Here is a 23,475-nt window from a genome sequence, read left to right as displayed (position 1 = left end):
GATGCACAATCACAACCCCGTGCCCTGCCCGCCCCGGTCACCGCGCGCGGCGGTGTAGAACATGTCGAAGATTTTTTCTCGCTCTTGTTCAGGGATCCCCGGGCCCTCGTCAGCGACGGCAAAAAACACTTCGCTGTCGGTCGCCCCGGCGCTCAGCAGCAGCCGCCCGTGGGCCGGCGAGAATCGCGCAGCGTTCTCCAGCACGTTCACCAGGGCCTGTTCGATCAACGCCGCATGGACATACAACAAGGGCAGATCAGCAGGCACCTCGACGCCGACCGCCAGCGGTGCCAACACCGCCCGCAAGCGGTTCAGCGCGCTGCCGACGATATCCGCCGGCGACACCCAGTCCCGCGCCAGCTTCAGGGCGCCGTGGCCAAGGCGGGTCATGTCCAGCAGGTTCTGGATGTAGCGATCCAGCCGCTCGGCTTCATCGCGGGTGCCTTCGAGCAGTTCACGGCGATCGGCCTGAGGGATCGCCTCCCCCAGCGCCAGCAGGCTGTCGATGCTGCCGCGCATGGACGTCAGCGGCGTGCGCAAGTCATGGGACACCGAGGCCAGCAAGGCGCTGCGCAGTTGCTCGGTTTCACCATGCAAGCGTGCCGCTTCCAGGTCCTGGGCCAGTTGCGCCCGGGCCATCGCCTGGGCCAATGGTTGGCTGAGGGCCGCCAGTAAACGCCGACGCTGGCCGCTCAACGGCTTGCCTTCGTTCGGGCACACCCCCAGCAATCCCAGTGGCCCGCCTTCCGCCGACAGCGGCCACCACCACCAGCGTCCGGATGGCAACGTCCCGGTGCCGGCACCGGCGGGCTGGTCGTGCTGCCAGGCCCAGTCGGCCGCCGCGCGCTCGGCCTCGGTGAACGTCAACGGCTCACCGCTCTCGATTTTCCAACCACCCTGGCCGTCGCGATTGAGCAGGCAAAGCTGCAAGTCGTGCAGGCCATTGAGGTGCTGCGCGGCGGCGCTGACCACCGCCTGACGGTCGGTGGCAGCGGTGAGTTTGCGCGACAGGTCGAGCAGTTCGCCGGTTTCCTGCTGGGTGTCGCGCAGGGCCTGCAACTGGCGACGCTGGCGAGCGGCCAGGTTACCGGTCAGGGCGGCCATGAGCAGGAAAAACACCAGCGTCAGCACGTCTTCTTCGCGCTGGATGGTGAAGGAAAAATTCGGCGGGATGAACAGGAAGTCATAGGCCAGGAATGACAGCGCCGCACAGGCCAGCGCCGGGCCAAGGCTGCTGCGTACCGCCACCAGCAACACCGCCATCAGGAACACCAGGGAGATATTGGGCAGCGCCAGCCACCCCGAGATCCCCCAGGCCAATGCGCTGGCCGCCACGGTCGCCGTCAGCGCCAGCACGTAGTCGAACCCGGTCTGGACCGCGCTCGAACGCACTTGGGCGGGACGGGGCTGTTCATCGCTGTCCAGCACGTTGATTTCCAGTCCCCGGGCATCGCGCAACAGGCGTGAAGCCAAGCCACCGCCGAACAACCGTCGCCGCAAACGCGGCCGGGACTGGCCCACCAGCAGTAGCGTGGCGCGACGTTCGGTGGCGTGCTGGATCAAGGTCTTGGCGACTTCGCCGGCCCGCAACAGCACCACTTCCCCGCCGAGACGTTCAGCCAACTGCTGGGCATTTTGCAGATACTGTCGCGATGACTCATCGCGCGCGACGCCGCTGTCTATGTGCACCAGGCTCCACGGCAGATGCCGGCGCTGGGCGACGCGGCTGGCGTGGCGCACCAGACGTTCGGCCTGCATGTCACCGTCCACCCCCACCAGCAAGCGCCCGCGCACCGCCGGCGCGGCCTGGCCCAGTTGTCGATATCCCTGGGCCAGATCGTTGTCTACCTGGGCGGCGGCGGTCTGCATGGCCAGCTCACGCAACGCGGTCAGGTTGGTCTGGGTGAAAAACGCATCGATCGCCGCTCGCGCCTGCTCCGGCACATAGACCTTGCCATCGCGCAGGCGCTCCAGCAGCTCGCGCGATGGCAGGTCGATCAGCAGCAGTTCATCGGCCTCCTGCAGCACCCAATCCGGCAACGTCTCGCGCACCTGCACACCGGTGATGCCGCGCACTTGGTCGTTGAGGCTTTCCAGATGCTGGACATTGACGGTGGTGTAGACATCGATGCCGGCCGCAAGCAGTTCCTGAATGTCCTGCCAGCGCTTGGCATGACGGCTACCGGGGGCGTTGCTGTGGGCCAGTTCGTCCACCAGGACCAGGGGCGGCCGGGCGGCGAGCAGACCGTCGAGATCCATTTCCTCGAGCATGACGCCGCGGTATTCCGAACGCACCAACGGCTGCTGCGCCAAGCCGCCGAGCAGTGCTTCGGTTTCGGCACGACCGTGGGTCTCCACCACCCCGGCGACGACTTTCACGCCTTGACGCAGTTGGGTGTGGGCCGCTTGCAGCATGGCGTAGGTCTTGCCGACACCGGGCGCCGCGCCCAGGAAGACCTTGAGCCGGCCACGGTCATTACGGGGCAGATTGGCTAACAGTGCGTCGGCGCGGCCGGAGTCGCTCATGCTGGGGAAGTCTCTCATTCAGTTTGTTCAAACACCCTGTGGGAGCGAGCTTGCTCGCGATAGCGACAGGTCAGCCAACATTGAGGGTGACTGATACACCCTCATCGCGAGCAAGCTCGCTCCCACAGGTTCCTACAGTTTTTCCAGGGCCAGGTTCAGCGCCAGCACATTCACCACGGGTGGACCTACCAGGGGCTGCTCGGTGTTGGCATCGAGCAGTTGCTGCAAGGCCGAGGCCGGCAGGTTGCGCGCGGCGGCGACACGCGCCAGTTGATAGGCAATCGCCGCCGGTGGCAAGTGCGGATCCAGCCCACTGGCGGAGGTGGTCAGCAAGGCCAGCGGCACCGGGCCCTGGCCGGGCACCTGGAGTTTTTGGGCATCATCGATCACCCGCGTGGCCAGGGCCGGATTGCTCGGGGAAAAGTTGCTGGCACCGCTGGCAACCGTGGCGAAGGCACCGGCCGATGGCCGTGGATGAAACCAGGCATCACCGGTGAAATCCTGGGCGATCAGCGTCGAGCCACGGACCTTGCCAGCCGCATCGACGATCAGGCTGCCATTGGCCTGGGCGGGAAAGGCGACTTGCGCCACGCCGGTGACTACCAATGGGTAGGCGACACCGGTGATCAGGGTCATCAGCAATAACAGGCTCAGGGCCGGGCGAATCAAAGTGGACATGTCAAAATCCTCGAATCAGGAATAATTCATCGTGGCGAGGGAGCTTGCTCCCGCTGGGCTGCGCAGCAGCCCTGAAAACCAGCGACGGCGGTGTGCCAGGCAGATAGCGTTCAGCTTCTTTGGGGCTGCTTCGCAGCCCAGCGGGAGCAAGCTCCCTCGCCACAACAGCCTCTCCTGTCACAACACCTTCACTTGTCACAAAAACCGGTTTATCGAGCATCAGGCTCAAACCAGCTTCAACGCCGTCAGCAACATATCGATCGCCTTGATCCCCACGAACGGCACCGCGATCCCACCCAGGCCATAGATCAACAGATTGCGCCGCAACAGCGCCGCCGCACTTGCCGCTTGCACTCGTACACCGCGCAGGGCCAGGGGGATCAGCACGACGATGATCAAGGCGTTGAAGACGATGGCCGACAGGATCGCGCTCTGCGGGCTGCTCAGGTGCATCACGTTCAACACACCGAGCTGTGGATAAATCGAAGCGAACAGCGCCGGCAGGATCGCGAAGTACTTGGCGATGTCGTTGGCGATGGAAAAGGTGGTCAGCGCGCCACGGGTCACCAGCAGTTCCTTGCCGATCTGCACCACATCGAGCAATTTGGTCGGGTCGCTGTCGAGGTCAACCATGTTGGCCGCCTCCCGCGCGGCCTGGGTGCCGTCGTTCATCGCCATGCCGACATCGGCCTGGGCCAGGGCCGGGGCGTCATTGGCACCGTCGCCGCACATGGCCACCAGCCGACCGTCATTTTGCTCATGACGGATACGCGCCAGTTTTTTCTCCGGCGTGGCCTCCGCCAGCACGTCATCGACACCGGCCTCGGCGGCAATCGCCGCGGCGGTCAACGGGTTGTCACCGGTGACCATCACCGTGCGGATCCCCAGCTTGCGCAGCTCGGCAAAGCGCTCGCGAATGCCGGGCTTGACCACGTCCTTGAGATGGATAACACCGAGCAGCTTGCCGTCCATGCACACCAGCAGCGGTGTGCCGCCGCTCTGGGCGATCTTGTCGACCTCCCGCGCCAATGCCTGCGGCAACTCATTGCGTGCAAGGCCAATGAAGTCCAGCAACGAGTCCACGGCACCCTTGCGGTAGGTCCGGCCCTGATAGTCAACTCCGGACAAACGGGTTTCAGCACTGAACGGCACGGCCGTCAGCGCTTCGACGCCAGGCTCAGACTGTGGATGCAAACCTCGCAGGTATTCGACGATGGACTTGCCCTCGGCGGTGTCATCGGCCAACGAGGCAAACAGCGCGCCTTCGGCCAGTTCGTTGGCACTTACGCCGGGGGCGGCATAGACCGCCGTGCAACGACGATTGCCAAAGGTGATGGTGCCGGTCTTGTCCAGCATCAGCACATGCACATCCCCCGCCGCCTCGACCGCACGGCCGGATTTGGCGATCACGTTCAGGCGCACCAAGCGGTCCATCCCGGCGATGCCGATGGCCGAAAGCAGCCCGCCGATGGTGGTGGGAATCAAGGTGACCAGCAGCGCCACCAGAAACACCAGCGGCAGCCTGGCGTTGGCGAAATGGGCGAACGGTTGCAGCGTCACCACCACCAACAGGAAGATCAGCGTCAGGCCGATCAACAGGATATCCAGCGCCACCTCGTTCGGCGTTTTCTGGCGCTTGGCGCCTTCGACCAGGGCGATCATGCGGTCCAGGGTGGACTCGCCAGGGTTGCTGGTAATGCGCACCAGCAGCCAGTCGGAGACCAGCCGCGTATTGCCGGTGACGGCCGAGCGATCACCGCCGGACTCGCGGATGACCGGCGCCGATTCGCCGGTGATCGCCGCCTCGTTGACCGCGGCGATGCCTTCGATCACTTCACCGTCGCCGGGGATCATGTCGCCGGCCTCGACGCGCACCACATCGCCTTTGCGCAGACGGGTGGCGGGGACGATTTCAAAACCGTTGGCGGTCTGGCGACGGGCATTGAGGCCCTCGCTGCCGGCCTTGAGGCTGTCGGCCCGGGCCTTGCCGCGGCCTTCGGCCAACGCTTCGGCGAAGTTGGCGAACAGCACGGTGAACCACAGCCACAGCGCGATTTGCGCGGCGACGAACGTCGGCACGGCGTTGTCGGGGATGAAGCACAACACGGTGGTGAGGATCGCGGTCAGCTCCACCACCAGCATCACTGGGGCGCGGTGCAATTGACGCGGGTCGAGCTTGACGAAAGCTTGCACCAGCGCTGGCCGCCACAGGGCCGAGATTGCGGTTTTCGGTTGCTCCGGCGCCTTGGCGACGACGGTTTTGCTCATCGGCATATTCATTTTCGTATCCCTCAGAAGCCCAGGCTCAAGTGTTCAGCAATCGGCCCCAGGGCCAGGGTCGGCAAGAAGGTCAAGCCGCCCACCAACAGGATGGTCACCGTCAACAAGGTCACGAACAGCGGGCCGTGGGTGGGAAAGCTGTTCTGGCCAATCGGCGCGGTCTTCTTCAAGGCCAGGCTGCCGGCCAACGCCAGCACCGGCAGGATGTAGCCGAACCGGCCGATCAACATGCCCAGGCCCAGCATCAGGTTGTGGAAAGGTGTGTTGGCGCCGAACCCGGCAAATGCCGAACCGTTGTTCGCTCCCGCCGAGGTGTAGGCGTACAGCAACTGGCTGAAACCGTGGGCACCCGGGTTGCTCACCGCCGCGGCCGGCCCGGGCAGGCTTGCGGCGACGGCCCCCAGCACCAGCACACTCACGGGCATCACCAGCAGGGTCGCCACCAACAGTTGCACCTCCCGGGCGCCCAGCTTCTTGCCCAGGTATTCCGGCGTGCGACCGATCATCAAACCTGCCAGGAACACCGCGATCAGCACGTTCAACAGCATCCCGTAGAGCCCGGCCCCGACGCCGCCGAAGATCACCTCGCCGACCATCATGTTCACCAGCGACACCATGCCACTGAGCGGGTTGAGACTGTCGTGCATGCCGTTGACCGAACCGTTGGACGCTGCCGTGGTGGTCACCGACCACAGCACCGTGGCGGTGGTGCCAAAGCGTGCTTCCTTGCCTTCCAGCGGCGCGGTTTGCTCGACGACCGGGTTGTTCAGGGCCGGGTTGGGCTGGTATTCGGCCCACAGCGACGTGGCGCCGCCGATCAGGAACAGGGCAAGCATGCAGGCGATGATCGCCCGGCTCTGGCGCAGGTCCTTGACGTAATGGCCGAAGGTGAACACCAGCGCGGCGGGAATCAGGATGATCGAAACGACTTCGAACAGGTTGCTCCAGGCCGTCGGGTTTTCGAACGGATGCGCCGAGTTGACGCCGAAGAATCCGCCACCGTTGGTGCCCAGTTGCTTGATCGCGATCTGGCTGGCGGCCGGCCCCAACGGGATGACCTGGTCGGCGCCCTGTAGCGTGACCCCGTGCACATAGTGCGCAAAGGTCTGCGGCACGCCCTGCCAGACCAGGAACAATGCCAGCAGCAGGCACAATGGCAACAGCCCGTAGAGGGTAGCGCGGGTCATGTCGACCCAGAAGTTGCCCAGCGTCGCGGCGGACTTGCGCCCGATGCCGCGACACAGGGCCACGAGCACGGCCAGGCCGGTGGCGGCGCTGACGAAGTTCTGCACGGTCAGGCCGACCATCTGGCTCAGGTAGCTCAGGGACGCTTCACCGCTGTAGGACTGCCAGTTGGTATTGGTCGTGAAACTCACGGCCGTGTTGAAAGCCTGGGTCCACTCCATGCCGGGCAGGTGCTCGGTATTGAGCGGCAAGTGTCCTTGCAGCAGGAGAATGGCGAACAGCAACACAAAACCCGCCAGGTTGAACGCGAGCAAGGCCAGGGTGTATTTCCGCCAGCTCTGCTCAGCGGTCGAATCGACACCGGCCAGGCGATAGCAACCGCGCTCCACCGGGCCGAGGATCGGCGAAAGCCAAGTGCGCTGGCCTTCCATCACCCGGTAGTAAAAGCGCCCCAGAAACGGTGCCGGAATCAGCACCAGGGCGAAAAAGGCGAGGATCAGCCCGTAGTCATAACCGTGCATAGCCGCTCCTAGTTCCGATCGGCGCGCAACAGCGCAACCAGCAGATAAATGAACAGCGCCCCTGCCAGCAGCAGCGACACCCCGTCCAGAACACTCATGGGATTTCTCCGTGATACGGCGTCGTGCCGTGTGTGAGGTGATTGTCGGCAGGGAGGCTGTAAAGGAACGAGACCGAGAGAGGGGTTGGGGGATAAAGAATCTGTAAAGAATGGGTTATAGGTTGGCTGGACTGGCGCCATCGCGAGCAGGCTCGCTCCCACATTGGCTCTGTTGTGAATACAAAATCCGTGTTCGCAGAAGATCTCCTGTGGGAGCGAGCCTGCTCGCGATGACGCCAGAACAGGCAACGTCGCCCTCAACTGGGGCATAAAACCCATCCATCCAGCAGCAAACATCCCCGATACGACACGATTTCACCCATTACGACCGCCCTCGCCACACTGGCACGTCCACTGCACTGCCCCTCTCCAGCGCTTTTGCTAAGGATCGAGGGGAGCCACCGATGAACACACAACTCAAACCCACCCTGGGCACCCTGCATTTATGGGGTATTGCTGTCGGGCTGGTGATTTCCGGCGAGTATTTCGGCTGGAGCTACGGCTGGGGCGTGGCCGGGACGCTGGGCTTCCTGGTGACATCATTCATGGTGGCGGCCATGTACACCTGCTTCATTTTCAGCTTCACCGAACTGACCACCGCCATTCCCCATGCCGGCGGACCGTTTGCTTACAGCCGTCGCGCCTTTGGAGAGAAAGGCGGGTTGATTGCCGGGCTGGCGACGCTGATCGAGTTCGTCTTCGCGCCGCCGGCCATTGCCCTGGCCATCGGCGCCTACCTGAACGTGCAGTTCCCGGCCCTGGACCCGAAACACGCGGCGGTCGGCGCCTATATCGTGTTCATGGGCCTGAACATCCTCGGGGTCAAGCTGGCCGCGACGTTCGAGCTGATTGTCTGCGTCTTGGCGGTGGCCGAACTGCTGGTGTTCATGGGCGTCGTGGCCCCGGCGTTCAGTTTCAGCAGCTTTGCCCTGAACGGCTGGGCCGGTTCCGATGTGTTCGGCGCGCCGGCCATCGCCGGCATGTTTGCCGCGATTCCCTTCGCCATCTGGTTCTTCCTGGCCATCGAAGGCGCGGCGATGGCCGCCGAAGAAGCCAAGGACCCGAAACGCACGATTCCAAAGGCCTATATCAGCGGCATCCTGACTTTGGTGATCCTGGCGATGGGCGTGATGTTCTTTGCCGGCGGCGTCGGCGACTGGCGCACCCTGTCGAACATCAACGATCCCCTGCCCCAAGCCATGAAAACCGTGGTCGGCGAAAGCTCTGGCTGGCTGCACATGCTGGTGTGGATCGGCCTGTTCGGCCTGGTGGCGAGTTTCCACGGCATCATCCTCGGCTACTCGCGCCAGTTCTTCGCCCTGGCCCGCGCCGGTTATCTGCCCGCGTCCCTGGCCAAACTGTCACGCTTCCAGACGCCGCACCGGGCGATCATCGCCGGTGGGTTGATCGGCATCGCGGCGATCTACAGCGACGGCATGATCAACCTCGGCGGCATGACCCTGACTGCAGCGATGATCACCATGGCCGTGTTCGGTGCCATCGTCATGTACATCATGAGCATGCTCAGCCTGTTCAAATTGCGTAAAACCGAACCCAACCTGGAACGCACCTTCCGGGCACCGGGCTATCCGCTTGTACCCGGCATCGCCCTGGTATTGGCCGTGGTATGCCTGGTGGCGATGGCTTGGTTCAACGCGCTGATCGGGCTGATCTTCCTCGGCTTCATGGCGGTGGGTTTCATCTACTTCATCCTCACCGCACAGCTGCGTGCAGATGCGCCCGCCGATGCGATGCTGACCGGGCTTTAAGGTGAAGCCAGCAGAACGGGCGTAGTATTGAACCACTGCGAACAACCTTCGCTCATAAGTGGTAGGTGCGATGGATCGGCGAAATGTTCGTCCGTCCATCGCCCCCTCAAGGAGAGCCCTATGCCCTGGTATGCCTGGTTGATTCTGATTGTTGCAATCGGCTCGATCGTTGGTGGTCTGATGATGCTGCGCGACACCGCCAACAAGGTCGAGCTGACCGATGAACAGCGCAAGCGTGTTGCCGAACGCAATGCGGAAATGGATGCGAAGGAGGCCAAGGATCGTTGAGCCGTTACCCGTCCCGACTAGATGGAGCTTTTGTGGCGAGGGAGCTTGCTCCCGCTGGGGCGCGAAGCGGCCCTATACCTGCTGGCGCGGAGTGTCAGGCTAATCGGGTTTTGGCCGTTGGGGCTGCTACGCAGCCCAGCGGGAGCAAGCTCCCTCGCCACAAAAAGCCCGCGCTTGCTACATCACCTTTCCCAATCCGCCTTGGCGATATGCAAGCCATGCATCCCTTTATACGCCGCCCGCTCAGGCTGGCTCCAGCCTTCCAGCAATGAATCCTCCAATCGATAGATCTCAACCCCCAGTGGGCGACAGACGCTAAGGGGATCCTGCGCATCCGGCCCCCACATCGCCAGCGACAGGTCACCGCCAGGACAGGTGGACAAGGCGCACAGCAGATCAATCTCGGCAAAAAACTCCAGGTAATCACCCTTCTGCGCCGGACAGGCCTTCATGAAGTACATGTCGTCATGATTGAGCCCCGTGCACTGGAAAATATTCAGCACGTCATGCACATCGAACTCCGTCAGGCCGTGAGGCAACACCGCACGGGTCAGGTTCGAGTGGCAGTGATGATGGAAATCCTCGCCGGTCAGCATCTTGTTCACATAGGGATCACAGCGCGTCCCCAACAGATCGTGCAGCCGTCCACCATGCTCGTCGATGCCATAGCCGGCCAGGCTGTCATCGGTGATGGTCACCAATGGCCGCAGGAATGGCAGGTTCGACCACAACCGATCATGGGTACTGACGTGGGCCCCCTGAAGCTGACGCGTGCGCGCCGCCCACAGGCGCTCCCGCGGATCGTGGGCGTTCCATACGTTGAAGTCCCCCACCTGCGGGCCCACCGGGGTCGTAACGCGGAACACATGCCCGGCGGGCACATGCCAAGCGCGACCGGTGCGGATGGGGACCTCGAACTGCTCGATCAGCGTGCGCTTGTCCTGCTGGGCGCGGATGCGGTCGTAGAAAGGTTTGTCCACCTGCAGGGCTGAGCCTTTGCTGACCTGGTAGGCGGCTGGGTAGTCTTTGTACATGGCGCGGGTCCTTGATCAGTGGTGATGGGTGGGAGTTAGCAGTTGCAGAAGCAGTTGCTCGGAATCATCGAGGTAAAGGCTCATGGCTTCGTGGGCCGCAAGCTTGTCGCCCTCGGCCAAGCAATCGTGGATATAGCGGTCACGCGCAAGCCACGGCGCTTGGAAACGGGCCTCATCGGGCGCGGAGCTAAATACCAGGCGCAGTTGTGCAACCACAGTGGTGAAAAACTCATCAAGCAATGGACTGTGCATCAACCCAACGACGTGCTGATGGAACGCCAGGCCATGGGTACCGACCGAACGCCAGTCTTCACGCTCCTGTGCCAAATCCGCAGCCTCCAGGGCTTCGAGCATCCGGTCGGATTGATACTCACGCAATGATTGGCTGTTCAAGATGGCTTGCAGCTCCAAGGTGCGACGGACCTTGAACAGATCTCGCACGTCATCGACACCTAACCTGCGGACCATCACCCCTTTGTTACGCACGTAACGGGTCAACCCTTCCTGGCCCAGACGGTGTAGCGCTTCGCGGATGGTGTTGCGTGAGGCGTTGTAGGCCGAGACCAGACTGTTCTCTACCAGTGCCATGCCTGGCAGCAGCCGGCCACCAATGATGTCAGCGCGTAGTTCCAGGGTGATCTGGTCGGCGAGGGAGAGTGTGTTGGTCATGGGTGGAGGGCCTTGGATTGTTGAACAATCGGTTGGCTCTAGGTAACCATTATTTATGCCAACTACTGGGAAACCTTCAGAATTCGCGTCCATCAGATAGCAAAAAGGCCAGTCGATTCGACCGGCCTCCTTTAAATCACAAACTCAATTCACTTCCAGCTTGTCACGGTTCCTGTCGAGAATCGCCTTGCCGATCCCCTTGACCTCCAGCAGCTCCTCCACCGAAGAGAACGGCCCATTACTCTCCCGATACGCAACAATTGCCTCAGCCTTGCCCTTGCCTATGCCAGTCAACTCGCGCTGCAGCGTTGCGGCATCCGCCCCGTTTAAATCCACCTTGGCGCCCTGCGTTTTGGCTGACAGTTCCACTGCTTGCGGCGCAGCGACCGACTCGGGTTTGACCGCCGGGGCAGCGACAGCAGCAATCGAGGCGCTGGTCAGAAGGGCAAAAATCAAAGAATTGAAATAGCCTGTACGCATAAATGACGCTCCATGACATCGTTAAGAGAGAAGCAGCTTTTCCGAAGCTGCTTCTCAAACTTAGGCGATGGAGTGTCGCTGTCAAAAATGTGTACGTTACAGCGTATGTAACAATCAGGGTTCGAGGCGGCGTTGCTGGTAGATCCAGTCGACAATCTCACCGTCCGGGGCGTAACCACTGACGGTATCGCGAAGCAGTTGGCGGACCTGGGATCAATCATCCTGCTCAATGGCTAATAGCAATTCCGACACCTTGGCTAGCCAGTGATGCAATGCTCGAGCAGATCAGGTCGCGTGGAAACCACATCGCGCTCGAGAAAATCCGCGATATCCACTTCCTAGGCAACGTACGAAAGTAAAGTTGTAAAACACTGCATGGCACTAGCCAGCGAGACCATCGCCGCATAACTTTTCGCAAGCTTGTGGAATGCGTAACGATGCGGCGGTTCCCCTTCAGCCAGCCGAACATCCGTTCGACGATGTTGCGCCGTCGATATTTGGCGATCAACAGTCTGGGTAAACGCGGCTTAGGTTCACGCTCATGATATGCAGAGGAATCGCTGGTTGAATCCGATACAGGTCACAGCAGCGGCGCGAGGCTTCGGCGTCATAGCCCTTATCGACCCACAGGCATCGGCACCGTTTGCGAGACCAGCCATGCAAGCTTGGCACGTAGCCCCATTTAACAACGGCTGGGCATAAGCGATATCGCTGGCTGCATTTCAAATTGGTTTCGGCTGATTTCCTACAGAACCTAGATATCATCGACCCTGACCCTGGCGCAGGCTAAGTCTTGAACCTCGGAACCTTGACCCCTCGCGCAGCGTCAATATCTTCTAACGAAGAATATGGTCAGGCGACGATGTCATTTCGGCCGGTACAATTTCAGTCGATTAACACCTTCCGCAAACAGAACCGCTAATTTATTACTAACATTGTCTAGAATACGCCTTAGCTGCCGCGCCATGGCCCTTTCAAACACAACATGGATAAACAAAGACAGGACAACCATAAGCGTCACCGTCCCCCATAGTAACACGTGCGGATTGACAGCCGGATAGAGTGTATTAAAAACCATAAAACCAACATTTTGATGAAGCAAATAAAGCGGATATGTAATCACGCCCAACACTATCCATCTCCGCCCCGCCATCCACCCCATCTTCTTTTTGGCTACCAAACCCATTACAACGTAATAGATAAAAATCGTTGCAGCTACTATAAAAATATTGAACTCAACCTGATAATGTCGCTCCAACCTAGGCAGCATATTAATACCCTGATAAATGGCGAAAGCACATGAACTTATTATCGTCGCGCATCTTAACTTCGAGGCGCCGTTTAGCCACACCTGATAAAACATGGCCCCCGCAATGAAATAAGTCGAGTATTCGGTAACGAAAAACCTCCGCCACCCCCTTGCATCAGTGAATTCAAGCGCAACGGACAATACGAGCCAAGCACACAGCAGCGCCTCTATCCGATGGAGCTTTCGAAGAAGCAGAACGAGTGTTATTAGGAAATAAAAACGGATCTCGATAAATAATGACCAATATACGCCATCAATTGGACGAATATCGAAAAAATCGCCCATCAAAGTCAAGTTACCAAGGTACTGAGGAACTGTCGCAGAAAAACGATCTCCACCCAAAACAAGCGTAACCAAGAACGTAATAGAGCAGCAAACCCAGAATGCCGGATACAGACGGACCGCCCGAGATATCAAAAACCTTCTAAAACCTTCCGACCCGGCGGTCATCATGATGACAAAACCACTAATCATGAAAAATAGCTCAACGCCCAAGTAACCGTATTTTGCCACAGGCGCTAGTAACGGATAAGGCAATAACGACTTGCCGTCGGCGGCGTAGCCTCGAAATGTATAATGAAAAAAAACTACCGCCATAGCAGCTATGAACCTGAGCAGATCTATCTCATTAATTCTCTTTTGGTTCATTTGCCGCCGTCACCTTACACTTTAAAGGAGCGCATGATACCGAGGTATGCGTTTTTATAGAACCTTTTTTGAGTTAGAAGACCGCCCTGACTCCCGCTCCCGAGGATGCTCTCCTCTACTCCGGGCATGGATGAGTGATTACTGGCGCACCCGAGAGGTCCGAACAGGATCGACCCTGTGCCTTCGGTGGGCAAACATATGATTCGGGAACACTGGCTCATACCGACGCTCGCCGATACCAGTTTGCTACTTATTTTTCATGAGGTTAAACTCGGCGACCCGCACATTCAAGCGGGCATTCCATACATTACGTCAAGGCCCCACACCCTCATGCATCCATCCCTTCGGTATAGACCAGATATTGACGGATTACGCGCGATCGCCGTTATGGCCGTCGTCTTATATCATGCGTTTCCGACTTTCATCCCTGGTGGCTTTATCGGTGTAGACGTATTCTTTGTTATCTCTGGATATTTAATTACCGGAATTATACTGAATAGTGCTAAAAAGGGCAGGTTAAGTATCCTGGATTTTTACTCAAGACGCGTCCGCAGATTGTTTCCGGCGTTAATCCTAGTTCTCTTTTGTTGCATGGGATTTGGTTGGTTCTTTTTGTTTGACCCAGAGTACAAACAACTTGGTAAACACGTTGCTTCGGGCATAGGCTTTGTAGCAAATTTGAATCTGTGGAGCGAGTCCGGTTACTTCGATTCAGCCGCCGAAATCAAGCCACTTCTTCATTTATGGAGCCTTGGCGTTGAAGAACAATTTTATCTGATTTGGCCCGTAGTAATTTGGGTGGGCTGGATATTTAGAAAAAGCTCATTAGTTATAATTTCCGCGTTGATCTCTGCATCCTTTGCGTATAGCGTCATAGAGGTTGATTCTGATCCTGCAGGCGCTTTTTACTCACCATTTACGCGGTTTTGGGAGCTTGCGTCAGGAGGGTTATTAGTTTACGGAAATGCATATTTTAAACGGAGCAACACTGCTCGTGCCATCCCTTTGTGGGCGATTGAAACGAGCTCAGTCGGCGCTCTCATCCTGCTGATGTGTGGTTTTATTTTTGTTGACAAGAACAAAACATTCCCAGGTTTGTGGGCGATATTGCCTGTGGCGATTTCCTTGTTGCTTATTGGTCCGGCAGAAGGGTCTTGGTTAAATCGAAAAATACTGAGTAGCAAATTATTCGTATCCGTGGGCTTACTCAGCTTTCCGCTTTATCTTTGGCACTGGCCCCTCTTGTCGTTTGCCACTTTGACAGGAGGCGAACTTCCAGATGCTACCTACAGGGGGGGCGCAATAGCGGTCGCGGTAATGCTTGCATGGATAACGTATAAATATATTGAAACTCCAATAAGACAGTCCGAGCGTAGGGGCATGGTTGGCATTCTTGCTTCGTTGGGCTTAATAGTTGGCGCCTTGGGCTTCTATGTATACACCGGCGGTGCCACTCAACTGAGAGCGGGCAAGGAAATAGCAGGGGAGATTGGGCACGAGCAATTCTTCAACTATCTCACCGATAATTATCATGTGTGCTCAGAGCCGAGCATTAGAAGTGGAGCGCTGATTTACGAGCGTCATGTGAGATGCATGCAGTCAAAGACTGACTCTAAAGTTGACGTAGCCATCATTGGGGACAGTCATGCCGAGCATCTATTTAACGGCTTGGCCAAGGCATTACCGAATCTAAATGTCGCATATTACATTAAGGCCAGCCCCCCCTTCGTGAGTAATATTGAATTCAAGGAAATCTATGATTTCCTCACGCGTGATAATGCGCCCAAAAAAATTATTATAACCATGCATTGGATAAAGCGTCTTAATCAAATTCCCGTAGGCTCGACTGTTGAGGATGAGCTTTTCGCCTCGGTTGAAAGGTTGCTGGCTAGCGGCAAAGATGTATATTTATTCGACGATGTTCCTAGGTTTCCATTCGACCCTAAGAAGTGCATCACGAAAGCTCGCATCCTAAAAAACGAATGCTCTATTCCATTGGCTAATGCGAATAAAGAATTCGACACCTACCGAAAGCAACTGCTTAATGTCGCTCAAAGAGAGCCTCGTGTTAAATATGTAGCTATTAGTCAATACGTTTGCCGAAATGGGCAATGCGGCATGACTCGCAATGGTCAACTTCTCTATCGAGATAAAAATCATCTTAACATTACCGGATCTAATCTTATAGGTACTTCCATAGTGAGGGACAACCCTGACTTGCTTCGTTGGTGAGAGTTGCTGTAGCAGATTAGGATATTAGGTTCTGTTGTTCACCGTCAATTGCACTCTGATTGACGTCCATCTCTATCCTGAGCCGGTGGATCCACGAAATCCGCCGACGGCCTGGGCGCCCCGTTCGAGCGCCATATCAACGTCGCGATTTTCGACCCTGTGCTTGTTGTTAATCGCCACCGCACCCGAGTGAGCCCGAGCGCATTGGCGATGCTGTTGACCACCAAGTATGTAGATGGTTGCCATAGCATCGGTTTGAAACGGTACTCAGACGGCATCGCATCGATACTCCGCACCAGACCCTGCCGCACAGGGTGCTCCGGTGCAGCGAACACTTCCAGCTATTGTTGAACCTGATGCGTGATTGATTACTGGAAAGTCCGGTGAACCGTTATCCCATCCGTACTAGGTGCAGTTTATGGATCAGTTACGATTGGACGCGATGTATTGCCCGAAAGAAGACCAAAAGGTGGTACGCCGGTGATCCAATACCGGTTGGTAATATGACTGGGCTCTTTCGAAATTTTCCCGCGCCAAGCGTAACATCGTTTCGTTATCTTGGAGCAATGCAAGGATCTTGCTCGAAAGCATCGTATGGTCACCCGCTGCGATCATCTCGGGGTCCTTTAACAATTCGGGTATACCTGCTATTGAAGTAGCAATAGCCGGACAACCACGACTCATAGCTTCGACCAAAGCGCGAGGCAACCCTTCCTGAAAACTAGGCTGCAGATACAAATCGACAGTATCAAGCCATTCATATATTGCGCTACCAGAAGGTTTCGTACCGACAAACCTGACCTTCTCACCCACACCCAGCTTATGAGCCAAATCGATATAGGCAGTCGCATCCCCTGAGCCGACTATCTGAAACTCCCATTCTGGAAGCCTGTCACCCGCCAACGCCATAGCGCGAATGGCCACATCTATCCCTTTGTATTGGGATGAGTAATTTCCGATTAAGCCGATAATAATTTTCGCTTTATGTGATTCAATACCGCGCAATCGGGCAAACAATACCTCATTAGCAACAGGCTGAATGTTCACATTGGAACAAAAAGTAGTTACCCCTCCTTTGCATGGGTAGCGTTTCTGTAGAAACTTCTCCGTGACATATAGAGCAAACGGTGCCGAAGCTACTGCTTTTCGAGTCTTCAGAGCTTCTATCGGCGCCAGAAACTTTCCTTTCCAACTACCATGATCCCACAACGAACCCCATGCACATCCCACTACCTCCACAGCGTAGGGCTTACCTTGTCTTCTAGCCTCTTTAACAAACAAGTGACCCAGTCGACTTGGAAGACGTGCGATCACACCTTCGGAGTCAGCGACTAGAGATCGGCAAATAGCCTCCACACCTGCATGACCCAAAAGCAAACTTTTCAAGTTTGAGATTCCAGGGAGCAAGCAAAAATCGACTCCACTTGTGGAAGACAGTGTATACCCTTCCTCCCCTTCGATAAGTGCACCACCATCACGTCCAACGACGGTAAGCGAAGGAAAAATCTGCAGGTAGCGGGGCCATATGGCAGCAGGCAGTCCTCCCCCGGAGTAATACGCATCACCACGATATTTGAAAATATGGTCATGGACAAACAACAAGCGCTTCATACGATACTCTTGATAATTTTCGCAGGCACTCCTGCAACTATGACACCGGGTGGCACATCATTTGTGACAACTGAACCCGCTGCAATGATGGAGCGCTTGCCGATGGTAACTCCAGGCAGGATACGCACGCCACACCCGATCCAAACGTCATCATCAATAATGACAGGAGCCTTTTCTATCGAATTATATTTTATAGGCTGGGTCATATCTGACCAAGTGTGATTGAACGTAATGATAGACGTGTGATGCGCAATGGAGACATCAGCCCCAATCTTCAATCCACCAATAGCATCCAAATAGCAGGAATCATGTATCGAAACGTTATTATCCACTGAAAGCTCTGCGGGGTTCTTCAGAACTACTGACTTGCCAAAATAGATATTTTTTCCAAAGTGCTTAGCACGGCCGGAAACAATACAATATCGCAGCAGAACCGCGACTTTACCACCAAAAAGCGAGACCAAGTCCCACAAAAACCAAGCAACAAATGAGGGTAACAACTTAAAGGCAGCTGAAACAATCCAAATCAAGAAGGAGAAATATTTGAAAAACACCCTACCGTTCATAATTGCCCCTTATTAAGATCAGCGCTTCCTAAAGACCTTCTTAACAAAGAATGCGCCATAAAAACAAACAGAACACACATCCCGGATATCTTGAAAACCTGAGACAGCAAGTTGGCCAGATCCGCCCTGAGTGCGTACACAAAAGCTGCAAGCGCAAATAGATAAAAAGCATACCAGTAAAGTGAGCGCCATCTGCGATTATAAAGAAATGCGAGCAACCATGCATAAAACGTCATTATCAAAATAATACCCATCAGGCCACCGACTATGTAACCAAACCCTACAATTGTAAACCCCCAACCTGAAGTGCCATCGAATCCGTGCTCAGGCCTAAACACACGATCAAACCAAGCGACGGTACTTTGCATACCATAGTCACCCAGCAGTGCCGTCGGGACAAAGGCGCGCACTACGTCACTGAGCAGGAATGAAATATTTTGGCTAGCATCGAAAACCAACAAGGAATAGAAATTACGTGAAGATGACATGAACTCGCTATATAGAATCAAATCTCCACCAAAGCGATCAAAATTTACTGCACCCGACAGCAAAACGCTCTTAAAATATTGCGACACTGGGACGATGAACAAAAGCGCGCCGAAAATTGCGACCATCCTAAAGAAATTAAAATTCCCACGCCGATCATAATATATGATCATAAAACCGAACAACAATTTGAACAGACTGTCACGTTCTCCTGTCAGCAACACGTAAAACACACAAAATACCAAATAAAGCATCAAGAACAAATCTTTGTAAAAAAATCGCCCTATCCTTGTCGCCCGTAGAAATATAAGAACAGTGAGTATCAATATCGAAAAATCACTGATTGCTTTTACAGAAGAAAAACTGTCCAGCACTTCACGCTTTGAGGTCGCACCCGAAGCAAGGATAATTACCAATGAATAAATAACAAAAGGTAGCAGGATAACGAACAGCAGCCGCTCTGATGAAGTACTACGAACCTGCTTAGAACAGAACGTTGAAATCTCCACTTGTCGCGCATCACTAATAAATAAATTTGAGACAGCAATAAAAACCAGCACTGCAACAAACTGCAATCGCAAACTGAGGATCAAAACACCTTCATCGAATGGTAAATTTTCCGAGCCATACAAATAAGCACGCAACGGAAAAAATGTAAAATATACGGACATAAAAGCCAATGGAAAGACCCTCGGATCCGCCACGCCCTTTTTCGCGTAAAGAAAAACGATTATCCATGTATAAAAATACATCAACATGACTATGGCCGGAATAGAGTCAACAATACCGATCAGACAAAGCATGAAAACGCCGAATATAAAAACTTGCAACTTCGATACTAAGCTATTCATCATTCACCACATTCATCGCTTGGCAACAAGCTTGAGAACGCCAAGCTCGTCTTTCAGGTATCTTGCGAATACAACCAACACCACTCCGAATGAAACGGCATAAATCAAACTAGACACAATAAATTCCATAAGCGGACTTTTAATATCAATTAACCGACTTAAAAACATAAAAATCAGGAACGAAATTGAAAAAAACCCGAGAACTTTGAGATGACGGAAGAACACTACGCCCACATTAAATTTTAGTATTTTCCAGACAAGAAACATCATCATCAAGTAATTTATAACTATCGCCACCACCACACCTATAGAGGCACCTATCAATCCCCATCGACTTCCCAACACCACGAGTGCCACAACAGACAGAGCGTAAAAAAATTGAACTCCCGCGCGGGCGTAGACCTTCCCCACCGCCATCGTTAAGCAATCGCTAAACTTATAGCCAATTCTGAAATACAAACCGATTGACATAATCTCTATCAGTTTTGCCACCTCGCCCCATCCGTCACCGAACAGAGCATTTATCAGTTGATCGGAAAAGATATAGATATAGCCGCTCAAATATACGAATATAAGCAATGAAAAGTAGATCGAAGAGAGGTATAGCCTTTCAAGCGCCTCATTGTTATTCTGCATTTTTGCCATCAGTGGAAAAAACACCTTATCCACTACGCTGCCAAACAAGATCGCAGGCATGGACATGATCTGATAGGCCCGCCCATAGAGCCCAATCGACTCAGCACCGAGGAGTTTACCTACGACGAGGTTATCCCCTTGGCCTGCGGCATAGTTACAGAGTCGAGCCATCGAATAGCCAACGCCGAAGTCCAGCATCCCCTTAGCGCTGGGGTAGCTAAAACCGACCTTCGCCGCATCCCCACACAACATCAAAATCAATATCAAAAAAATTATCGATTGGACCCAGAATGCCGCAACCAAGGACCACATGCCATATCCATGCAGCGCCATGTAAACCGAAACGCCGCCATAAGCAACCAGATAACTTGAAAACGTAATACTTGATAACTTCTTGAATTCGAAGCGTCGTTGGAGCAACGATTGGCCTACAACAGAATATGAAATGACGGGCAACATCAAGGCCAGTGTTCTCAGTACTCCCGTCAGTTCAGGCATACTGAAAAAACGTGAAAAGTTTTCAGCCAAAAAATATAAAGATATCGCCAGAATTACGCCCAATAGCAAGGACATCAAATTGGCTGTCTTAATGTCCATTGAGGAAATTTCTTTTTTTTGAACCAGGGCCGGCCCTACACCGACTTCAGAAAAAATCCTCAAAAACGCTATGATAGCAGCACCAATGCCAACGACCCCAAATTCTGCTGGTGTGAGGATTCGAGCTAGGATGAGGATTGAAATAAGCTGTACGGCATTTTGACCAGCAGTCCCCAATAACAACCAAAAAAAACCGCTTCTACTTTTTTCGCTGGCCGTTCTTATTACTTTTGTCTTCAAAATCAATCCTTGTATTCACTACAATACTTATTTTATCAAGCAAAAATAATACACAATGCAAACTGAAAATCGGTGAGGATTCCGGCCTAAATATGCCAGAGGTCCTCAATACGCGTTCAGCCAGCGACACATCGTGCCTTTTTATGCCGAAACTGTCCATCTGAAGGATGGTGTCTGCCATTTTCGCCAGACACGGATCGCTGTGCACTCAAGACCCTCAGCACGGTTCGAGGGCCACGCTGGGCTTGATAACTGGAATGATTCTTGAAAAGGTAGCTATCCGGCCAGCCCACGGCATGGCTAGGCATATCAATCACGCCAAACGACCGTTGTGGACGGGCAATAATACTATAGGACTGGAACCTACCGGCTTCTTTCCTTCAGTTCACGCTGTAGCGTAGCAGCATCTACATTGTTTAGATTGATCTTCGCGCCTTGTGGTTTTGGTGCTAGGCGATTTGACGCGAGCCCGCCGCCTCTGGCTTGGGTAGCGTGCAGTAATCGACGCTATAAAGGGTAGGAAGGGCAAAAAGCAGAAAACATAAGTCGCGTGTACGCGTGGATAGCGCCCAATGACTTAGTTAAGAGAAAGCAGCCTTCCGAAGCTGCTTCTCAAAATGTAAGCGATGGTGGAACGCAGTCAAAAGTCTGTGCATCACAGCATGTTGAATATCTCAAGGCTCTAGACGACGCTGTTGATAAATCCAGTCGACTATCTCGCCATCCGGGGCATATCCACTCACCGTATCCCTAAGCAACTGCCGAACCCTGGCGTAATCATCACGATTAATGGCAGCGAGCAGCTCGGTCAAGCTGGCCTTCAGCTGCTCCCAGGGCAGGTGATCCTCATTGGCGCTCATGATCATAGGGTGTTGAGTCGCAACAACGTTGTTGCCGATCAGCAACTCTTCGTAGAGCTTCTCTCCGGGACGCAGACCAGTGAATTCTATCGAAATGTCACCGTGGGGATTTTTATCAGAACGAATACTCAAACCTGAAAGGTGGATCATTTTTTCCGCTAGCTCGATAATTTTTACCGGCTCGCCCATATCTAAAACAAATACGTCCCCGCCCAGCCCCATGGAGCCCGCTTGGATTACCAGCTGAGCGGCCTCAGGAATTGTCATGAAATAGCGCGTAATCTTGGGGTGTGTGACGGTCAGAGGCCCCCCGGATTTGATCTGCTTGTGAAACAGTGGAATTACTGAACCGGAAGAGCCCAGTACGTTACCAAATCGAACCATAGTGAAGCGGGTTTTATTGACCCGTGAGACGTTCGCCCTGTCGCCAAATAATACGGGGGCCAGCTCTCGACTGAGGGCCTGTAAAGTCAACTCTGCGAGTCGCTTCGTACTTCCCATCACATTGGTGGGTCGAACTGCCTTGTCAGTCGAAATAAGCACAAAATTTAACACACCCGCCTGCAGTGCGGCCTGCGCAGTATTAAGCGTCCCGATCACGTTGTTCAGAACGCCTTCGGCAATGTTGTGCTCTACCATCGGCACATGCTTGTAAGCGGCCGCGTGATAGACCGTGTTGACGCTCCAAGTCTTCATCACGTCCAGCAATTTGCTCTGATCCCGCACCGACCCTAGAATCGGCAGTACCCTTACAGACAAGGACTCCCGGGCTATTCGGGGTTCAAGTTCAGATAAAATATTATAAAGATTGAATTCACTGTGCTCATAAAGCAACAGTGTGGTGGGTTGAAGAGCCAGGATCTGCCGGCACAATTCAGAGCCGATCGAGCCGCCCGCACCAGTCACCAATACCGATTGCCCTGCTATACAATGCTCCAGCAGATCAGCCTGGGCCGGTACGGGATCACGCCCTAGTAGATCTGCGATATCCACCTCTTGAATGTCATCCACCTTGACCCGGCCGCTTGCCAAATCCATAAATCCCGGAACACTGCGAACGTGTAACGGGAATCCCTCGAGCAGTGTCAGTATTTCCCTACGACGGCCACGTGACGAGGAAGGAACGGCCAACAAGATTTCTTGCGCGCCAGTCGCATCGATCATCTTCTGGATATGTTTGGGCTGATAGACCTGTAATCCTGCGATAACTCGGTCAGCGATACTCCGATCATCGTCGATGAATGCGACAGGCCTCATCACCCTTCCCATACGCAGTGCGGCGACGAGCTGGTTGCCTGCCGCACCCGCACCGTAAATCGCAACCTTGGGCAGGCCATCATCGCGATTCGCAAATGGCACATGCTGGGCTGCTGAGAACCAATCGCCCAGGAAATATTGCCGCATCACTAGGCGCAAACCGCCAAGCATGATGAGGCTCAGCCACCAGAAGTTGAAAATGATAGACCGCGGGACCAGGGTCGTATGGTTGCTGTACCAATACACCACAAGCGCCAATAGCAGTGCCGAAAGACTGACTGCCTTGCAAATGGTAATCAACGCATCATTGCCGAAATAACGCATCACTGCGCGATACATTCCAAAGCGAATGAAAATTGGTATCGCGATCAACGGGGCAGATGCAAAAAGCCAGAGATGGGTCTCAATGGGGGTAGCCCATATGTCAATGCCTAATCGGACGACAAACGCCAACCAGAGCGCGGCCCAGACTAATACTACGTCCGTGGCCACCTGAATAGCCCGTTTATGACGTCTGGGCAGCCCCAACAACACTGTTCTTACTTTATCCATAACCACCTTCACGCTTCCTGAGCGGGTTCTAGTGCATCCATTACTGAGGCACGTAGTGAAACCATTGTCCGTTAGACAACCGCAAAACGGAAAAAACATCCA

The 23,475-nt window shown here is 54.9% G+C and carries 16 protein-coding genes and 3 pseudogenes; 4 read left to right on the top strand and 15 right to left on the bottom strand.

All coding sequences use genetic code 11. The annotated features are described in order from the left end of the window. Positions 1 to 12: 12 nt before the first annotated feature. The 5 genes and pseudogenes from LQ215_RS10645 to kdpF all read right to left on the bottom strand — a co-directional run. Positions 13 to 2,526: pseudogene (locus tag LQ215_RS10645) on the bottom strand (DUF4118 domain-containing protein); the annotation flags it as partial. Between the two features lie 132 nt (positions 2,527 to 2,658). Beyond that, positions 2,659 to 3,204, bottom strand: a complete 546-nt coding sequence (kdpC, locus tag LQ215_RS10640; RefSeq protein WP_230149531.1) for a potassium-transporting ATPase subunit KdpC — start codon at positions 3,202 to 3,204, stop codon at positions 2,659 to 2,661. Between the two features lie 225 nt (positions 3,205 to 3,429). Continuing rightward, a complete protein-coding gene (gene kdpB, locus LQ215_RS10635) occupies positions 3,430 to 5,484 on the bottom strand; it encodes a potassium-transporting ATPase subunit KdpB (protein ID WP_230149530.1) in 2,055 nt (684 codons plus the stop codon). 11 nt (positions 5,485 to 5,495) lie between these two features. Then, positions 5,496 to 7,190, bottom strand: coding sequence for a potassium-transporting ATPase subunit KdpA (gene kdpA / locus LQ215_RS10630; RefSeq protein WP_230149529.1), 1,695 nt, complete (start codon positions 7,188 to 7,190; stop codon positions 5,496 to 5,498). Between the two features lie 8 nt (positions 7,191 to 7,198). After that, positions 7,199 to 7,288 (bottom strand): K(+)-transporting ATPase subunit F, encoded by a 90-nt coding sequence (gene kdpF, locus LQ215_RS10625; protein ID WP_032833236.1) that lies wholly within the window; start codon positions 7,286 to 7,288, stop codon positions 7,199 to 7,201. Positions 7,289 to 7,692: 404 nt separating this feature from the next. On the opposite strand from kdpF, the gene eat reads away from it, so the two are divergent. Together eat and LQ215_RS10615 are read left to right on the top strand one after the other, a co-directional pair. Further along, positions 7,693 to 9,057: an ethanolamine permease gene (eat, locus tag LQ215_RS10620; RefSeq protein ID WP_230149528.1), complete on the top strand. Its 1,365-nt coding sequence runs from the start codon at positions 7,693 to 7,695 to the stop codon at positions 9,055 to 9,057. Positions 9,058 to 9,177: 120 nt separating this feature from the next. After that, positions 9,178 to 9,345 (top strand): DUF2897 family protein, encoded by a 168-nt coding sequence (locus LQ215_RS10615; protein WP_003183831.1) that lies wholly within the window; start codon positions 9,178 to 9,180, stop codon positions 9,343 to 9,345. Positions 9,346 to 9,527: 182 nt separating this feature from the next. Here LQ215_RS10615 and LQ215_RS10610 read toward each other — a convergent pair whose 3' ends face one another. The 5 genes and pseudogenes from LQ215_RS10610 to LQ215_RS10590 form a co-directional block, all read right to left on the bottom strand. Continuing rightward, complete coding sequence (locus LQ215_RS10610; RefSeq protein WP_230149527.1) at positions 9,528 to 10,379, bottom strand: urea carboxylase-associated family protein; 852 nt, start codon at positions 10,377 to 10,379, stop codon at positions 9,528 to 9,530. 15 nt (positions 10,380 to 10,394) lie between these two features. Then, a complete protein-coding gene (locus tag LQ215_RS10605) occupies positions 10,395 to 11,048 on the bottom strand; it encodes a GntR family transcriptional regulator (protein WP_230149526.1) in 654 nt (217 codons plus the stop codon). 144 nt (positions 11,049 to 11,192) lie between these two features. Further along, positions 11,193 to 11,528 (bottom strand): ComEA family DNA-binding protein, encoded by a 336-nt coding sequence (locus LQ215_RS10600; protein WP_230149525.1) that lies wholly within the window; start codon positions 11,526 to 11,528, stop codon positions 11,193 to 11,195. A gap of 114 nt (positions 11,529 to 11,642) precedes the next feature. Beyond that, positions 11,643 to 11,780, bottom strand: a pseudogene (locus LQ215_RS29750) (hypothetical protein); the annotation flags it as partial. A gap of 613 nt (positions 11,781 to 12,393) precedes the next feature. Further along, on the bottom strand, positions 12,394 to 13,485 hold the full coding sequence (locus tag LQ215_RS10590) for an acyltransferase family protein (protein ID WP_230149524.1): 1,092 nt from the start codon (positions 13,483 to 13,485) through the stop codon (positions 12,394 to 12,396). A 177-nt stretch (positions 13,486 to 13,662) separates the two neighbouring features. Between LQ215_RS10590 and LQ215_RS10585 the strand changes: the two genes are divergently transcribed. Next, positions 13,663 to 15,717, top strand: coding sequence for an acyltransferase family protein (locus LQ215_RS10585; RefSeq protein ID WP_230149523.1), 2,055 nt, complete (start codon positions 13,663 to 13,665; stop codon positions 15,715 to 15,717). A 180-nt stretch (positions 15,718 to 15,897) separates the two neighbouring features. After that, positions 15,898 to 16,082, top strand: a pseudogene (locus LQ215_RS10580) (IS66 family transposase); the annotation flags it as partial. A gap of 58 nt (positions 16,083 to 16,140) precedes the next feature. Here LQ215_RS10580 and LQ215_RS10575 read toward each other — a convergent pair. From LQ215_RS10575 to LQ215_RS10555, 5 genes are all read right to left on the bottom strand, one after another. Next, positions 16,141 to 17,328, bottom strand: a complete 1,188-nt coding sequence (locus LQ215_RS10575) for a glycosyltransferase family 4 protein (protein ID WP_230149522.1) — start codon at positions 17,326 to 17,328, stop codon at positions 16,141 to 16,143. Then, positions 17,325 to 17,894 (bottom strand): acyltransferase, encoded by a 570-nt coding sequence (locus tag LQ215_RS29500; protein ID WP_290369102.1) that lies wholly within the window; start codon positions 17,892 to 17,894, stop codon positions 17,325 to 17,327. The genes LQ215_RS10575 and LQ215_RS29500 overlap by 4 nt, the downstream gene beginning before the upstream one ends. After that, complete coding sequence (locus tag LQ215_RS10565) at positions 17,891 to 19,231, bottom strand: O-antigen polymerase (RefSeq protein ID WP_230149521.1); 1,341 nt, start codon at positions 19,229 to 19,231, stop codon at positions 17,891 to 17,893. The genes LQ215_RS29500 and LQ215_RS10565 overlap by 4 nt, the downstream gene beginning before the upstream one ends. A gap of 12 nt (positions 19,232 to 19,243) precedes the next feature. Further along, the gene (locus LQ215_RS10560; RefSeq protein ID WP_230149520.1) at positions 19,244 to 20,704 is read right to left on the bottom strand and encodes a lipopolysaccharide biosynthesis protein; all 1,461 of its coding nucleotides are present in this window, start codon (positions 20,702 to 20,704) and stop codon (positions 19,244 to 19,246) included. Positions 20,705 to 21,378: 674 nt separating this feature from the next. Continuing rightward, a complete protein-coding gene (locus LQ215_RS10555) occupies positions 21,379 to 23,373 on the bottom strand; it encodes a polysaccharide biosynthesis protein (protein ID WP_230149518.1) in 1,995 nt (664 codons plus the stop codon). Positions 23,374 to 23,475: the final 102 nt, after the last annotated feature.

Origin of the sequence: Pseudomonas brassicacearum, assembly GCF_918698105.1 — a bacterium.
In the GTDB taxonomy this organism is placed as follows: domain Bacteria; phylum Pseudomonadota; class Gammaproteobacteria; order Pseudomonadales; family Pseudomonadaceae; genus Aquipseudomonas; species Aquipseudomonas brassicacearum_F.
The sequence above is the reverse complement of the archived record's forward strand: the minus strand, read 5'-3'. Positions and strand labels throughout refer to the sequence as shown.